Annotated in this window: 13 protein-coding genes and 4 tRNA genes; 5 read left to right on the top strand and 12 right to left on the bottom strand. The window is 62.5% G+C overall.

What is annotated here, in order from left to right; genetic code table 11:
* Positions 1-6: 6 nt before the first annotated feature.
* From U0O11_RS01610 to rnr, 10 genes are all read right to left on the bottom strand, one after another.
* Positions 7-363, bottom strand: coding sequence for a DUF6482 family protein (locus U0O11_RS01610; RefSeq protein ID WP_324691275.1), 357 nt, complete (start codon positions 361-363; stop codon positions 7-9).
* Between the two features lie 214 nt (positions 364-577).
* The gene (locus U0O11_RS01605; protein ID WP_324691273.1) at positions 578-2,446 is read right to left on the bottom strand and encodes a bifunctional diguanylate cyclase/phosphodiesterase; all 1,869 of its coding nucleotides are present in this window, start codon (positions 2,444-2,446) and stop codon (positions 578-580) included.
* A gap of 213 nt (positions 2,447-2,659) precedes the next feature.
* Positions 2,660-2,947, bottom strand: coding sequence for a hypothetical protein (locus U0O11_RS01600; RefSeq protein WP_043334752.1), 288 nt, complete (start codon positions 2,945-2,947; stop codon positions 2,660-2,662).
* An 86-nt stretch (positions 2,948-3,033) separates the two neighbouring features.
* Entirely contained in the window at positions 3,034-4,422 is a 1,389-nt protein-coding gene (dnaB, locus tag U0O11_RS01595; RefSeq protein WP_165873876.1) for a replicative DNA helicase, read from the bottom strand.
* Positions 4,423-4,708: 286 nt separating this feature from the next.
* Positions 4,709-5,155 (bottom strand): 50S ribosomal protein L9, encoded by a 447-nt coding sequence (gene rplI, locus U0O11_RS01590; protein WP_043334754.1) that lies wholly within the window; start codon positions 5,153-5,155, stop codon positions 4,709-4,711.
* A gap of 12 nt (positions 5,156-5,167) precedes the next feature.
* On the bottom strand, positions 5,168-6,022 hold the full coding sequence (locus U0O11_RS01585) for a hypothetical protein (protein ID WP_043334783.1): 855 nt from the start codon (positions 6,020-6,022) through the stop codon (positions 5,168-5,170).
* A 12-nt stretch (positions 6,023-6,034) separates the two neighbouring features.
* Positions 6,035-6,262 carry a 30S ribosomal protein S18 gene (rpsR, locus tag U0O11_RS01580; RefSeq protein ID WP_024952281.1) on the bottom strand — a complete coding sequence of 76 codons (228 nt, stop codon included), beginning with the start codon at positions 6,260-6,262 and terminating at the stop codon, positions 6,035-6,037.
* A 26-nt stretch (positions 6,263-6,288) separates the two neighbouring features.
* Positions 6,289-6,669, bottom strand: a complete 381-nt coding sequence (gene rpsF / locus U0O11_RS01575) for a 30S ribosomal protein S6 (RefSeq protein WP_043334756.1) — start codon at positions 6,667-6,669, stop codon at positions 6,289-6,291.
* Between the two features lie 303 nt (positions 6,670-6,972).
* On the bottom strand, positions 6,973-7,884 hold the full coding sequence (rlmB, locus tag U0O11_RS01570) for a 23S rRNA (guanosine(2251)-2'-O)-methyltransferase RlmB (protein ID WP_082388189.1): 912 nt from the start codon (positions 7,882-7,884) through the stop codon (positions 6,973-6,975).
* 164 nt (positions 7,885-8,048) lie between these two features.
* The gene (gene rnr, locus U0O11_RS01565) at positions 8,049-10,763 is read right to left on the bottom strand and encodes a ribonuclease R (RefSeq protein WP_324691266.1); all 2,715 of its coding nucleotides are present in this window, start codon (positions 10,761-10,763) and stop codon (positions 8,049-8,051) included.
* 351 nt (positions 10,764-11,114) lie between these two features.
* On the opposite strand from rnr, the gene U0O11_RS01560 reads away from it, so the two are divergent.
* The 4 genes from U0O11_RS01560 (at position 11,115) to U0O11_RS01545 (ending at position 11,727) form a co-directional block, all read left to right on the top strand.
* Positions 11,115-11,201: transfer RNA gene (locus U0O11_RS01560), tRNA-Leu, on the top strand.
* Positions 11,202-11,324: 123 nt separating this feature from the next.
* Positions 11,325-11,411 (top strand) — tRNA-Leu (locus U0O11_RS01555).
* Between the two features lie 42 nt (positions 11,412-11,453).
* Positions 11,454-11,540 (top strand) — tRNA-Leu (locus U0O11_RS01550).
* A gap of 100 nt (positions 11,541-11,640) precedes the next feature.
* Positions 11,641-11,727: transfer RNA gene (locus U0O11_RS01545), tRNA-Leu, on the top strand.
* Between the two features lie 302 nt (positions 11,728-12,029).
* Here U0O11_RS01545 and U0O11_RS01540 read toward each other — a convergent pair.
* Positions 12,030-12,896 carry a DNA/RNA non-specific endonuclease gene (locus U0O11_RS01540; RefSeq protein WP_324691264.1) on the bottom strand — a complete coding sequence of 289 codons (867 nt, stop codon included), beginning with the start codon at positions 12,894-12,896 and terminating at the stop codon, positions 12,030-12,032.
* Between the two features lie 448 nt (positions 12,897-13,344).
* Here U0O11_RS01540 and U0O11_RS01535 point away from each other — a divergent pair, with 448 nt between their 5' ends.
* Positions 13,345-13,662 carry a high-potential iron-sulfur protein gene (locus tag U0O11_RS01535; protein WP_043334757.1) on the top strand — a complete coding sequence of 106 codons (318 nt, stop codon included), beginning with the start codon at positions 13,345-13,347 and terminating at the stop codon, positions 13,660-13,662.
* Between the two features lie 183 nt (positions 13,663-13,845).
* Here the strand turns inward: U0O11_RS01535 and U0O11_RS01530 are convergent, their stop codons facing one another.
* Entirely contained in the window at positions 13,846-15,411 is a 1,566-nt protein-coding gene (locus tag U0O11_RS01530) for a SpoVR family protein (RefSeq protein WP_324692482.1), read from the bottom strand.
* Positions 15,412-15,444 lie beyond the last annotated feature (33 nt).

Genomic DNA, 15,444 nt, shown 5'->3' with positions numbered 1-15,444 from the left:
GCGGGCTCAGAAGCTCAACGGGATACGCGAACTCAAGGGCTGATGGTACTGCGGCGGGCGGCCGATCATCTCGTCATTGGCGATCTGCGAGACCAGCCACGCCCGTGACATCCCGCCCCGCTTGAGCTCGCTGTAGACATCCTCCAGCGAGCGGAACAGCATCGGCTTGCCGCGCTTCATCAGCAGCTCACTGCGCTCCTCCTCTTCCTCGCCGGCGGCTTCCAGCACCAGCTGGACCTGATAGAAACGGCTGGCGGCATGACTGATCACGCGTGCCTCCAGTGCAGGGTATTCGGCCATCAAGGATTGCAGATTGCTGGTAAAGATGGCGGACGGCGTGAAGATGCTGGCGGTTCTGGACATGTAAAGACTCCTGCGCATCCAGGGGACTGCGCATGGTAAGGCCGTAAGACGACGATGTGGTACAAGGATAGCCCGTGAAAACAGGGGCTGGGCGACTCAGGCTCCCAGCAGCCCGACACTTCAGGATGAACTTCAAGGCTTCACGCCAGACTGATGGCCAGCGATGACAGTCATGGGGCAGGCGGATGACGATTGAGTGACTCGCAGGCGGAGATCACTGCACTGGTGAGGCACACGCCTCGATGACACGCCCGGAGTCCCGCGCCTTGGCCTCGCTCTTGAGCTCGCTCCAGCGCGCGGCGATCCGGGTAGTCTCGCACCCGGCAAGGCCATGCAGCGCTACCAGTGACAGTCGCGTCAGCGGGAAGAAGCGCGTGGTGCCGAAGCGGTCGTGGCCCTGAAAGCCACCCGCTGCCAGCACATCGGCCGGATACAGGCTGGCGACCGCATGCTGGAATGCCGACTGCAGGCCAGCCAGACGTTGCTCGAGCGCTGTCAGGCGCAGTGCCCGGTGAGATTCGGTCATGCACAGCGTCATCACGAAATCATCGCCGCCGACATGGCCGAGAAAGTCACCCTCCTGCAGCGCATCGCGCAATACCGTCGCCAGCGCCAGCAGCATGCGGTCACCCTGCGCGTGGCCGAAGCGGTCATTGAAGGGCTTGAAGTTGTCGAGATCCAGATAGATCGCGGCCCACTCGGCACTGCGCGCGTTGCTGTTCTCGCCCAAGTCCTCTCGCAAGTCCTCGCCCAAGCCCGCGCCAGCCACGCAGTCGAGCAACTGACGCTCGATCGGCCCGTTGCCCGGCAGGCGCGTCAATGGGTTGGCCTCCTCGGCGCTCGCCACCTGCAGCTCCGTGATGATACGCAGCAGATCCAGGGTGCGCCCCAGCCCCTGATAGCGCCCGCCCCGCGTGATGATGAAGTCCTCATCGCGATCGCTGCCTTCGCGGCCGGTCACCTTGGCCGAGACGCGCTCCAGCGTCTCATCCGCCTCGACGCGCAGCGGACTGCTCTGCATGACCTCATGGATCAAGCGTCGCGCATGCAGTTCCGGCCCGAAGCGCTGGCTCAGCAACCCCAGCAGGCGATGGCGGATGATCAGGCCCACCGGTCGCTGCTGTTCGTCCACCACGGCCAGTGACATCACCTCCTGCTCGGCATGCAGACGCTGGGCGACCTCATTGACGGTGACATCCTGCTGCACTGGCGTCACGGCGCGTGCCAGACTGCCGATGCTGCGGCCAGGCGGCGGGCGCTGCTGCAGCCTGCGACTCAGCTGGCGCAGATGCCGGTCGAGCGCAGCACGCTGGCCGAGCGGGTCGGCCTCGGCCGGCGCGAACAACCAGCCCTGCAGGTAGTCAGCCCCCAGCTGGCGCACGCATTCCATTTCCGCCTCATGCTCGATTCCCTCGGCGATCACCTGACTGCCACTGCCGTGGGCGATATCGATGATCGAGCGCACGAAGCGCCGCTTGAGCGGGTCGGCATGGATACCACTGATGAAGTGACGGTCGATCTTGACAAAGTCCGGCTGCACCGACGACCACAGCTTGAGGCTGGCATAGCCCTCCCCGAGATCATCCAGCGCGATGGCGAAGCCCATCGATTGATAATGGCTGACGGCTTCCCGCATCAGCGCCGAATCCAGCCCCGGCGTCTGCTCGGTCAGCTCGATCACCACCTGATGCGGACGCAGGCCGAAGCGCCGCAGCAGGCGTCGCGTCAGGCCGGGCGAGTGGGCGCCATCCAGCAGCACATCGGGAGATACGTTGATGAACAGCCGCTCCGTCAGGCCCAGCGTCGACCACTGCTCGAGCGCACGCTCGCGACAGAGGCTGTCGAGCTCCACCAGACGGCCGTGCTCGCGCGCCGCCGAGAACATCGTCAGCGGTGAGGCCAGTGGCCCTGCGGCATTCCCGCGCGCCAGCGCCTCATAGGCGAAGACCTCACGGCCGTTGGACGACACGATGGGCTGGAAATGCATGCTCACCTGGCGCAGACGCAGCAACGCCTCCAGTGCATGACGGGATTCGACGACAGGCTGGCCATGAGCGGCTTGCAGGGACGGGGATGGGAGCATGTCAGAATCTGAACATGCTGATATGACAGAGGGATGACAAAGGTGACGCGCGGCGCATGAGGCGCCTCATCCGGCAGAGGGGATGCCAGACGCCAGTTCGACTAACTCGATGTGCCGACTATCTCGACGTACCGCCTATCTCGATCAAAACAGGATCACGCCATGCCGGCCTGGCAGCCGGTATGGCGTGATCCTCATGCGCCAGGGTGACGCTTACAGCGAGTTGGGGTCGATGGCCTTGCCGAGGGAGTTGCGGTCGATCCACTTGCCCGCCTTGGTCTCCTTGTAGCGGAAGACGACCATATCACCGGCTACCACCGGCACTTCGCTGTCTTCGGTCTGGTAGCTATAGCTCTCACCTTCCACGACCAGCGTGAAGCGGTAGAGGTCCGGCATGCCCAGCCATTCCTTGAAGGGCCCTTCACGCTCCAGGCTCTCCAGCGTGCCGCGGCCCTGCAGCTTGGGGGTACGTGCGCGTCCGCGCCCAAATCCACCTGCCATGCTATCTCCTCCCCGTCAGTGCGGGTCTTGCGAGGCAACGGCGATGCCGCCGCCCGGGTACATGATTGACGCGCGTACGCATCACGTTATTCAGCGAAGGCCTGGCCATAACTGTCGGGCGCCAGGTCCTCGAAACGGGTGTACTTGCCGATGAAGGCCATGTGAACGGTACCGATGGGGCCGTTACGCTGCTTGCCGATGATCAGCTCGGCCAGTCCCTTGTTGTCGGGATTGTCCTTGTTGTAGACCTCATCACGGTAGACGAAGGCGATGACATCGGCATCCTGCTCGATGGCGCCGGATTCACGCAGATCCGACATCACCGGGCGCTTGTTGGGGCGCTGCTCAAGCGAGCGGTTCAGCTGCGAGAGCGCCACGACCGGGCAGGCGAATTCCTTGGCCAGGCCCTTCAGCGAGCGCGAGATCTCGGAGATCTCGGCGGTACGGTTCTCGGAAAGCCCCGGCACCTGCATCAGCTGAAGGTAATCGATCATGATCAGGCCGATGCCGCCATGCTCACGCGCCATGCGTCGACAGCGCGAGCGCATCTCGTTGGGCGATAGCGCCGCGGTGTCATCGACGAACAGCTGCTTGTCCTTGAGCAGGTTGACCGCCGAGGTCAGGCGCGGCCAGTCCTCGTCTTCCAGCTGGCCGGTACGCACCTTGGTCTGGTCGATGCGGCCCAGCGAGGAGATCATGCGCAACATCAGCGATTCGGCGGGCATCTCCATCGAGAACACGGCGACCGGCTTGTCGCCGGAGACCACGGCATGCTCGACCAGGTTCATGGCGAAGGTGGTCTTGCCCATCGAGGGACGCCCGGCAATGATCACCAGATCCGACGGCTGCAGGCCGGAGGTCATGTCATCGAGATCACGGAAGCCGGTCGACAGGCCCGTCATCTGGCCCTTGAGGTTGAACAGCTCATCGATGCGGTCCACCGCGCCGGTCAGCAGCTGACTCATGCCCTTGGGGCCGCCGCTCTTGGGCCGCGACTCGCTGATCTGGAACACCAGGCGCTCGGCCTCGTTGACCAGCTCATCGGCATCACGGCCCTGCGGACTGAAGGAGCTCTCGGCGATCTGGTTGGCCGCCTGGATGAGCTTGCGCAGCGTGGCGCGCTCGCGAACGATGTCGGCATAGGCCTTGATGTTGCTGGCCGAGGGCGTATTGCGCGCCAGCTCGGCGAGGGTCGCCAGCCCGCCGACCGACTCGAGCTGGTCACGACTTTCCAGCAGCTCGGACAGCGTCACCACATCCAGCGGGCGGCTGCCGCCGACCAGCTGAGACATGGCGTTGTAGATGAGACGATGCTCATAGCGATAGAAGTCGTCGGCCACCAGCCGCTCGGAGACGGTATCCCAGGCGCTGTTGTCCAGCATCAAGCCGCCAAGCACCGACTGCTCGGCCTCCAGCGAATTGGGCGGCACCTTGAGCGCTGCCGTCTCGCGATCCTGATCCTGAATCTCGCTCATGCCTGGCTGACTCCTGCTGATGACTGACATGCCCGCGGGGGCTTCTAGTTTCACGCATTGACGCAAGCCTGCCAACCGCCGCGCCCACGCCGAAGCCTCTTCCTGACGGGGGCAGGCATTCTACCGGATTTTGTGCGTCATCGCCTCGCCGGCGACGAGGCAAATGCCACGCCGATGACAAATCGCGCCCATGAAAAAACCGCCTTCGCATCGAGGATGCAAAGGCGGCTTGGGTACCGCAGCAGTCGCTACACCGGATCACCGGCCAGCCACTGCAAATCAGCGATTACTCGCCGACCACGACCACACGGACAGTGGCAGTCACTTCAGCGTGCAGCTGCAGCACGATGTCGTATTCGCCAGTGTTGCGCAGCGGGCCTTCCGGCATGCGGACTTCGCTCTTGGCGATGTCGATGCCAGACTGGGCGATAGCTTCGGCCAGATCACGCGGACCGATGGAACCGAACAGCTTGCCTTCTTCGCCAGCTTTGGCGACCAGGGACAGTTCGATTTCGTTCAGCTGAGCGGCACGCGCTTCAGCTTCGGTCTTGCGCTCTGCAACCTGTGCTTCCAGCTCAGCGCGCTGAGCTTCGAAAGCTGCCTGGTTTTCAGCAGTGGCCGGAACTGCCAGGCCGTACGGCAGCAGGTAGTTGCGACCGAAGCCAGCCTTGACGGAAACCTGGTCACCCAGGTTGCCCAGCTTGCCAATCTTGTCGAGCAGAATGACTTGCATCTCGTAAACCTCTTATCGATGACTGCCGGCGAGACGTGCGCGAAAATCCGCAAAGACGTCCACAAGCGCCAACAGCAGCAAAATCAGAATCGTGGGCCAGGTGGTCAGCATCATGAAATAGACGCCGACGAGCCATAACCCGCTCATCCCCTTTAACCCGATGTAACCATGTACCAGGGCAATGCCCGCCACCAGCAGCGGTATCCAGATCAGCAGGAGCACTGCAGGTACATTGAGCAGTACGCCAATGATCCCGCAGGCTGCCAGTATCAGGATTTCGGGCAAACTCAGCCGAAAGGCATGGAATTCGCTGCGAAACCCACCCGGATTGTAGAGCCCGGACTGCCAACTGCGCGCCAGGGCCAGACAGCCCGTGGCGGCCAGCAGGACCACCAACCCGGTAATACCACCGATGACCAGCCCTGCGAGCTGTTCAGTCGGCACACCTTGAGCGGCAAAGTCGTTCAAGCGTGCGTCAAGCTCAGGGGCATTCTTGCGAATGCTCTCAAGCAGTGGACCGGCTCCGCCTGGTGGCAGGAATATCCCGGACTGCACCATCAGTGCCGCCGTCAGGCTGGCGCCTATCAGCGCCTCACCCCATCGCACGCGAGCGCGCAACAGGGTTGCCATCAGGGTGACCAGCAATACGGTTGCCAGAGGCACCGGATCGCCTTGTACCCACCACCAACCGGCCGGAACGGCGGCGGCGATGACTACGGGTGCGGCAGGCGCAAGGCCACGCCGAAGCGTGACCAGCGCACTGATGGCGGCACTGAACCAGAAGAACCAGGGCACGATTCCCGTCAGCAATGCAATCGCGATGCATTGCAGGGGGCCGCGCATGGCCCAGCGTGCCAGTGCCAGCATCATGGTGTCGCCTTACTGGTGGCTGTCGCTGTACGGCAGCAGAGCCAGGTAGCGAGCACGCTTGATGGCAGTCGCCAGCTGACGCTGGTAGCGTGCCTTGGTGCCAGTGATACGGCTCGGGACGATCTTGCCGGTCTCGGTGATGTAAGACTTCAGGACTTCGATGTCCTTGTAGTCGATCTGCTTCACGCCTTCAGCGGTGAAGCGGCAGAACTTGCGACGACGGAAAAAACGTGCCATTGCAATGACCTCCTGGGGGTGCGGTATCAGTTAGCGTCTTGAGCTTCGGATTCGTCACGCTTGTCTTCGCGACGCGGACGCTTCTCTTCAGCCGGCTTCATCATCGGAGACGGCTCGATGGCCGCTTCCTTTGAACGCACAACCAGGTTACGGATGACGGCGTCGTTGAAACGGAAGATGGTTTCGAGTTCTTCAACCACCTCACCGGTAGTTTCGACGTTCATCAGCACGTAGTGGGCCTTGTGGATCTTGTTGATCGGGTAGGCCAGGTGACGGCGACCCCAATCTTCCAGACGATGCACAGTACCGCCGGCTTCGGTCACGATGGAGGTGTAACGCTCGATCATGGCCGGAACCTGTTCGCTCTGGTCCGGGTGGACCATGAACACGATCTCGTAGTGACGCATGGCTTGGCTCCTTTCGGTTTGACAGCCCCCACGGCGCGTCTCGGGCCGGGAAGCAAGGAGTGGAGTGATTACTACGGTTGTGCCATTCAGACCCGAAGGCCACGAAAGACGCGCGCGGGCGAGGACAGGTGCCCCCATGCCGCGCATTCACTGCAGACTGCACTTCACAGAACCGCAGTATTGTAGAGAGGAGTCAAGGGCTTGGCAAGCGGCCCGTGAAAGACAGCCGGCCCCGTTCCGCTGGCCGTCTCTCTCTTGCCTCTACCCTGCCCCTCCCCTGACTATCCCCTGCCGACAATTGCCTCAGCCGCGGCGCTGACGCACGGCCTCGAACAGGCAGATGCCCGCGGCAACCGAGACATTGAGGCTGGAGACGCTACCCGCCATCGGCAGCTTGATCAGGCTGTCGCAATGCTCGCGGGTCAAGCGACGCATGCCCTTGCCCTCGGCGCCCATCACGATGGCGACCGGGCCGGTGAAGTCGGCTTCGAAGGCCATGGATTCGGCTTCGCCCGCCGTGCCCAGCACCCAGACACCGGCTTCCTTCATGGCGTCCAGCGTGCGGACCAGGTTGGTGACCTGATAGACCGGCACCACTTCCGCTGCCCCACAGGCCACCTTGCGCACGGTCGCGTTCAGCGAGGCCGACTTGTCCTTGGGCACGATGACGCCATGGGCGCCTGCGGCATCGGCACTGCGCAGGCAGGCACCGAGGTTGTGCGGATCCGTGACGGAGTCCAGCACCAGAAACAGCGGAGCTTCTGCGTGGGACCAGCCATCGAGACGCAGCTTGAGGCCGGTCTCGTTCTCGGTGGCCAGCGGCGCGCACAGCGCGACCAGCCCCTGATGGGCGCCACCGCCGACGGCCAGTGCATCCAGCTCCTCACGCCCCTTGAGGGTGACGCGCGAGCCGGCGGCACGCGCCTGCTCGATGATCTCGCTCAGGCGCAGCTCGGCCTCGCCCGCCTGCACCCACAGCTCGCTGGGTGCGCGGTCACGTGCCAGCAAGGCTTCCACGGCGTGCACGCCATAGACGGCTTCCAGGCCACCGGGAATCTTCGGCGCGGCGGCGCGAGCGCCACCCTTGCGTGCCCCGCCACGCTCGTGACGCTGAGCGCCGCTGCGCTCACCTCGGGAATGCTCACTTCTGGCGTGACTAGCACGCTCGCCGGCGGGCTTGCCGCGGCCGGGCTTGCGCCCCTTGTCCTGACTCATTGTGCCTTCCTGACTGATGACCCGACGGGCCCTGTCACATTGACGGAAACTGAGCTGCCGCCGACGCGACAGCCTTGAAATCGTGCAGCCTGACGACTGCCCAACGCATCAGCCCCGACCGGAGCCGGGGCTGATGCAATGACGCGCGAGGAGCCGAGCCGAAATCAGCTACGGCCGTTACCGCGACGCCCGCGCGAGCGCGAACCGCGCTTGCGCGACGGGTCGTCCTTGCCTGCGGCACCCATCGGTGCGACCGGTGCGAACGGGCTGTCGGCGGCTTCCGGACCACTCGGCACGGCCGGACGCGCCGCAGCCGGCGCCTCGCCGGCGGGCTGCTGCTCATTGCCAGCGGCGGCCTTGCGCTCTCCACGGCCCGAGCGATCATTGCGCTCGCCACGCTCACCGCGCGGCTTGCGCGGCGGACGCTCACCTGCCGGCTTTTCGGCCGCAGCCGCGTTGCCATTGCCTTCCTGACTGACTTCCTCGGTCAGGGACTTGAGGCGTTCGCGCTCACGCTTGCCGGGGCGCCCCTTGGCGGCGGCTTCCTTGCTGGCGGCGGAACCGCTCTTGCCGGCTGCCGGCTTGTCGCCCTCGCTGCTGCGCGCCTTGCGCGGCTTGCGCTTGGGACGCGGCGTCGGGTCGCTGAGCATGAAGTCGATCTTGCGCTCATCCATGTCGACACGGGCCACCTGGACGGTGACGCCATCGCCGAGACCATAGCTGACGCCGGCACGCTCACCCTTGAGGCGATGCTTCTCGGCCTCGTAGTGATAGTAGTCGGACGGCAGCGAGGAGATATGCAGCAGGCCTTCGACGTAGTAGGCATCCAGACGCACGAACAGGCCGAACTGGGTGACCGCCGCGACGGTGCCTTCCAGCACTTCCCCGACCTTGTCCTTCATGAACTCGCACTTGAGCCAGTCGTTGACGTCACGCGTCGCCTCATCGGCGCGGCGCTCGGTCATCGAGCAGTGCTCACCCAGCTCGAGCATCTGCTCGAAGGTGTACGGGCACCACTTGGTCGGGCGCTCGGTCACGGCATCTTCGGCGCGCAGCACGGTGTCGGTCTTGCGCGGGCCACGGATGACGGAGCGAATCGCACGGTGCACCAGCAGATCCGGATAACGACGGATCGGCGAGGTGAAGTGCGCGTAGGCATCGTAGGCCAGACCGAAGTGACCTTCATTCTGCGGCGAGTAGACCGCCTGGGTCATGCTGCGCAGCATCACGGTCTGGATGATGTCGAGGTCCGGACGCTCGGCGATCGAGGCACGCAGTGCCTGGAAGTCCTTGGGGGCCGGCTCGTCGCCACCTTCCAGCGTCAGACCCAGCTCGCCCAGGAAGGCGCGCAGGTTGTTCAGGCGCTCCGGTGCCGGCTGCTTGTGGACACGATAGAGGGCCGGGAGATCGTGCTCATCCAGGAAGCGTGCCGTCGCGACGTTGGCCGCCAGCATGCATTCCTCGATCAGCTTGTGCGCGTCGTTGCGGGTACGCGGCACGATCTGCTCGATCTTGCGCTCATCGTTGAACAGGATCTGCGTTTCGGTGGTCTCGAAGTCGATGGCACCACGCTTGTCACGCGCTTTGCGCAGCACGCCGTACAGCGCGTGCAGGTTGTGCAGCGACGGCAGCAGTTCGTTGTACTGCTGGCACAGTGCCTGACCTTCCTCACTTTCCGGGTCGGTCAGCATGGTGCCGACCTTCTCGTAGGTCAGGCGAGCATGTGAACGGATCACGGCTTCGAAGAAGCGATAGTCGAGCATCTCGCCACTGCTGGCAGAGATGGTCAGCTCACAGACCAGCGTCAGACGATCGACATGCGGGTTGAGCGAGCACAGACCGTTGGAGAGCAGCTCCGGCAGCATCGGCACGACCTGACCCGGGAAATACACCGAGTTGCCGCGCACATAGCCTTCCTGATCCAGCGGGCTGCCGCCACGCACGTAGTGGGAGACGTCGGCGATGGCGACCAGCAGCTTCCAGTTGCCATTGTCGTCCTGCCAGGCACAGACGGCGTCATCGAAGTCCTTCGCGTCTTCGCCATCGATGGTGACCAGCGGCGTCTCGCGCAGGTCGATGCGACCCTTCTTGTCTTCTTCCAGCACCTCGGCGGAGATGGTCGAGATCTGGTCTTCGACTTCCGGCGGGAATTCACTGGGGATATCGTGGGAACGGATCGCGATATCGATTTCCATGCCCGGGTCCATGCGCTCACCGAGCACCTCGACCACTTCACCCACCGGCTGCACGCGTGTGGCGGGCTGCTGAGTGATGCGCACGGACACCACCTGACCGTCCTTGGCACCATTGGCCACGCGGTTGGGGATGATGACTTCCTGCGCGATGCGCGAGTTCTCGGGAATCAGCACACCGAAGTCCGGCTCGGACTGACGATAGATGCCGACCAGGGTCTGGGTATTGCGCGCCAGCACCTCGACGATGGTGATCTCGTCGCGGCCACGACGATCACGGCCGCTGACGCGAGCCAGCACCTGATCGCCATGGAAGACGCGACGCATCTGGCGCGGCGGCACGGCGAGGTCCGGCTTGACGCCATCTTCGCGCGCCAGGAAGCCGAAGCCGTCGCGGTGACCGACGACGCGGCCACGGATCAGGTCCAGCTTGTCGATCAGGGCATAGGCACCGCGACGATTGCGCAGCACCTGACCATCACGCTCCATGGCATTGAGGCGACGGCGCACAGCTTCCTGTTGCTCCTCGTCCTCGAAACCGAGCATGCGGCTCATGTTCTCGTGGGTAATGGGCTTGCCATACTCTTCCAGCTTGTCGAGCAAGAACTCTCGGCTGGGGATGGGCTTGTCGTACTTATGGGCTTCGCGTTCCGCGTGCGGGTCGTCGCTGAGCGTCCATTGGGTCATTAATCAGGATTCCTTGACGATGAATTCGAGACGGGCAGCGATCGCGGCACGGAATGACAGGTTGTCTCTCATCCGCGCATTATAGCCTCTACCCTTGGGCCGACCCAACCATTCCCCGCCACTCATCACGGCGGAGGGGCCATTCAGTGCTCTCAATGGCGGCCCGGGGCCTGACTCTCAAGTCTGAAAGCTCGCCAATTGATGAGCTTCATCTGTCTGTTCTCTCTCTGTCCTCTATCTGTCCTGTGTCTGTCCTCATGAAGCGAGAGAGGCTTTCTGCGGCTCGCTCAACAGGGCATGAAAGAAAAAGCTTGCATTCCCACAGTACATCCGTATTATTCGGCACCACTTGCCCAGATGGCGGAATTGGTAGACGCGCTAGCTTCAGGTGCTAGTGTCCGTATGGACGTGGAGGTTCAAGTCCTCTTCTGGGCACCAATTTCAGGTTTCATGTTGGCGTGACACACGTTAAGATGGATACCAGAAAACGGGTAAAGCATTTAAGTTTCAACAACTTGACTGCTGATCCGGGTCTGCGGACCGAAACGAGTTCTGATGTCTGCCCAGGTGGCGGAATTGGTAGACGCGCTAGCTTCAGGTGCTAGTATCCGTAAGGATGTGGAGGTTCAAGTCCTCTCCTGGGCACCACGGACGTCAGACTCACAACGAACGACCCCTGTATCGCGCTTCGCCCAGATGGCGGAATTGGTAGACGCGCTAGCTTCAGGTGCTAGTATCCGTAAGGATGTGGAGGTTCAAGTCCTCTTCTGGGCACCACGATGCGCACTCGAACAGGGAACATGGCATCCACTACCAAGGATTTCATGCTCGTTCAGCTGCAAGACTCAGCTCTTGAGACTTCAGCACACAACTTGATGCCCAGATGGCGGAATTGGTAGACGCGCTAGCTTCAGGTGCTAGTGTCCGTATGGACGTGGAGGTTCAAGTCCTCTTCTGGGCACCATCAAGTTGATATCCGATGCATCCTCGCAGCGCCTGCTGCTCACATCGCGATACTCCCTCTCGCAATATCCTGACTGACTTACCCTCTTGTTTTGCCCAGACCCACAGCGCCCTGCGTTGTCTTTCGCATGTCTCGAAGAAAATACCGCTCGCCTCATGCGCAACTTGTCCACACCCATTACTACGCCTGGCATTGTGGATAACTCTTTTCAGCTGCACCCCTTCAGTCGGCCCCCCTTCAGTCGGCACCCGTCCGCCGAACTCCTTCAGTACGTTCCTGTCGGTCGGACCTTGGCTATACGCTCAATAACGTGATGGCGTACGACTGAAACTGTCGACCTGCCAGCCATCGCGCACGACCTGCGCCTCGAGGCGCTGCTCGACGTCATCGGGAAGCTCATGGAAGAAGTCCAGCCCTGTCAGAGACTCGATGCGATCGATGCTGACCAGAAAACGGTCCAGCGGCTCATCTCCCCTCACCTGCTGCGGGAAGAGAAATGCCAGCGCACGCGGTGCCTGCCGACCCGAGCCTGGCGAGATGATGATCTTGTAGAAGGCATCGGGAATCTCGATCAGATTGGGCAGCCGCTCGATACTACCGCTGAAGACCGGTCCTGCCGTGATCCATAGTGCGCCTTCGCGCGGCAGGATGCTGTCCATGATGGCAGCCTCCAGACGTTGCCAGAGCTTGCGATTGAGCGCCGGTGTCTGCGGCGAGATATTCGTCATGCGGAAGGTCTGATGCTGCGCCTTGACGCCGTAGATCTTGCCGATGGCGTAGTTGGGCGCCAGGTGTCCGCGGTCGTAGCCACTGTTGCGATAGCTATCCGGCGTGACGGGCCATAGCGAGCGCCAGTCGCGCTCGAACTCGTCAGGACGGTCCCCCAGCCGCGACCCTTGAGTATTCTCGAGCCGCCATGTCACCCACAACGGGTTGGCGCGCAGATCAGACCAGCCCACCAGATAGGCATCGCTGCGCAAGCCGCGCGCCAGCGTCTTCCAATCCAGTGCACGCGCCTGCGGCACGCCCTGCCAGACGTAGAACTGCTGGTAGTCGCGCTCCTGCCACCACCAGAGCCCACCCCCTACCAGTGCAAACACCACGCTGACCCCGAAGCCCCGCCACAGCTTGCGGCCGGCCGAGCGAATATCGTCCATCACATCCAGCATCCCGCCATTTCCTTCTTGTCGTTGCAGTTACCTCGGCAAGGCATGCATCCATCATTTCGCCAAGGCTCGCGGGCCACAGCGACGTCATTCACGTTCCTGCGTCGATTCCATCATGCCAGAGTTCTGCCAGCGAGGCTGACGGTTGCCCCAACTCAAGCCACAATAAGCAGGCAGCACCCGCTTGATGCACCATCGGCGAGCAGAGACCTCCTGACAAATCTGCCCGAACACTGATGGTGCAGAACCTGACCATATGTTCAGTATCTGGCATGCCACCTGCATCCATGAATGCCAGCAAGCGGTCAGCAATGCCACACAGAGCGCCCATCAAGGTGCCGGTGGCACCCGCGACACTGCAACGACTGACATGCAAGCGCCTCCTGACAGGCGAGCCGTGACCGCAGCACATCCCGACGGTTGTGCTCCATTGATGAGAAGGAATCCGACCATGGCCAATCAGAGCCGCCGTAACTTCATGCGCAACAGCCTGCTGGGGCTCGCTGCCCTGCCACTGGGCGCCGCCATACTCTCACCACGCGCCCTTGCCGCCGACCTGCCGCGACTGGATACCTCCAATCCGCAAGCCAAGGCGCTCAACTACGTGGAAGTCGCCAGTGAAGCCAAGGACCACCCCGCCTTCAAGCCGGGTTCGGACTGCGCCAACTGCATGTTCTACAAGCCCGAGAACGAAGGCTGCCAGCTTTTCCCAAGCCATAGCGTCGAGCCGAAGGGCTGGTGTCAGTCCTGGACCAAGCGCCCGGCCTGAGGTGCACAACTGGAACCCTCTGGCTGAGAGCACGAGCACGAGAGCCGATTGAGACAAGAAAACCGCCGCGAGGGTGTCCTCACGGCGGTTTTTTCATGCCTGCCTTATGCCGATTGCGTGCCGGTCAGGTCAGGCATCCCTCGACACCCCCTCGATCCGCCATGAGCGTCACCTGAAGCCCTGTCAGCCGGCAGTGGCGTCCTCCGGCAGTGGCCACTGGTAGCGCCTTGCCACCTCATCGTTCTCCATCGACTCCAGATGGACAGGGAAGCCCCACAGCTGATGCAGATAGCGCATCACGGGGTAGACGCTGCGCGCCAGCGGGCGGCGATCATCCTGCACATGGCGCAGGGTCAGCGAGCGATCACCGCGAATGTTGGCGGCCCACACCTGGATATTCGGCTCACGGTGGCTCAGTGCGTACTGCACGCACAGCGCCTCACGAATGCGCTTGTAACCACGACTGTCGTGAATGGCGTCGATGACGAGATGCTCATCGCTATCGTCATCGACCAGCGAGAACAGCTTGAGATCCCGGATCACCTTGGGCGACAGGAATTGCTGGATGAAGGACTCATCCTTGAAGTTGCGCATCGCGAAGTGCACCGTTTCCAGCCAGTCGCTGCCGGCGATATCCGGGAACCACTCACGATCCTCATCGTCGGGGTGCTCACAGATACGCTTGATATCGGTGAACATCGCGAAGCCCAGCGCATAGGGATTGATGCCGTTGTAATGCGGGTGATCGAAGCCGGGCTGCTGCACCACCGAGGTATGCGACTGCAGGAACTCGAGGATCACGCCCTCGCCGATCAACCCCTCATCGTAGAGCTGATTCATGATGGTGTAGTGCCAGAAACACGCCCAGCCCTCGTTCATCACCTGCGTCTGGCGCTGCGGGTAGAAGTACTGCGCCAGCTTGCGCACGATACGTACCAGCTCGCGCTGCCAGGGCTCCAGCAACGGGGCATTCTTCTCGATAAAATAGAGCAGGTTCTCCTGCGGCTCTGGCGGATAGCGGCCGCGACGATGCAGACCGAGAGGATCATTGACCTCATCGATCACCTCATCCTCTTCGCCCGCCTGGGGAATCGTGGTCCACAGCGCATTCACCTGGGCCTGCAGGTAGGCCTCACGCTCCTGCTGACGCTGGACCTCCTCCTCCGGCGAGATGGCCGAAGGACGCTTGTAGCGATCCACGCCATAGTTCTGCAGCGCATGGCAGGCATCGAGCAGCTGCTCGACGGCGTCCACGCCATGACGCTCCTCGCACTCGGACACGTATTTCCGCGCGAAGACGAGGTAGTCGATGATCGCCGAGGCATCCGTCCAGGTGCGGAACAGATAATTGCCCTTGAAGAAGCTGTTGTGGCCATAGCAAGCATGCGCCATGACCAGAATCTGCATCATCAGGGTGTTCTCTTCCATCAGATAGGCGATGCACGGGTCGGAGTTGATCACCAGCTCATAGGCCAGCCCCATCTGCCCTCGCCGATACGCCTGCTCCACCGACAGGAACTGCTTGCCGAACGACCAGTGATGGTAGCCGACCGGCATGCCGATGCTGGCGTAGGCATCCATCATCTGCTCGGACGTGATCACCTCGATCTGGTTGGGGTAGATATCCAGCTTGTACTGCGCGGCGATGCGCGCGATCTCGCTTTCGAAATGCTCGAGCAATTCGAAGGTCCAATCCGACCCGCTGGCCGGCTGGGTGTCTTCCAGACGGTTATCGATGCGCTTGCTCATTCGGTCATCAAGACCGCCATCAAGACCATGACT

The organism is Cobetia sp. D5 (assembly GCF_035666195.1).
GTDB classification, from domain to species: Bacteria; Pseudomonadota; Gammaproteobacteria; order Pseudomonadales; family Halomonadaceae; genus Cobetia; species Cobetia amphilecti.
This window is presented reverse-complemented; position numbering and strand designations above follow the sequence as displayed.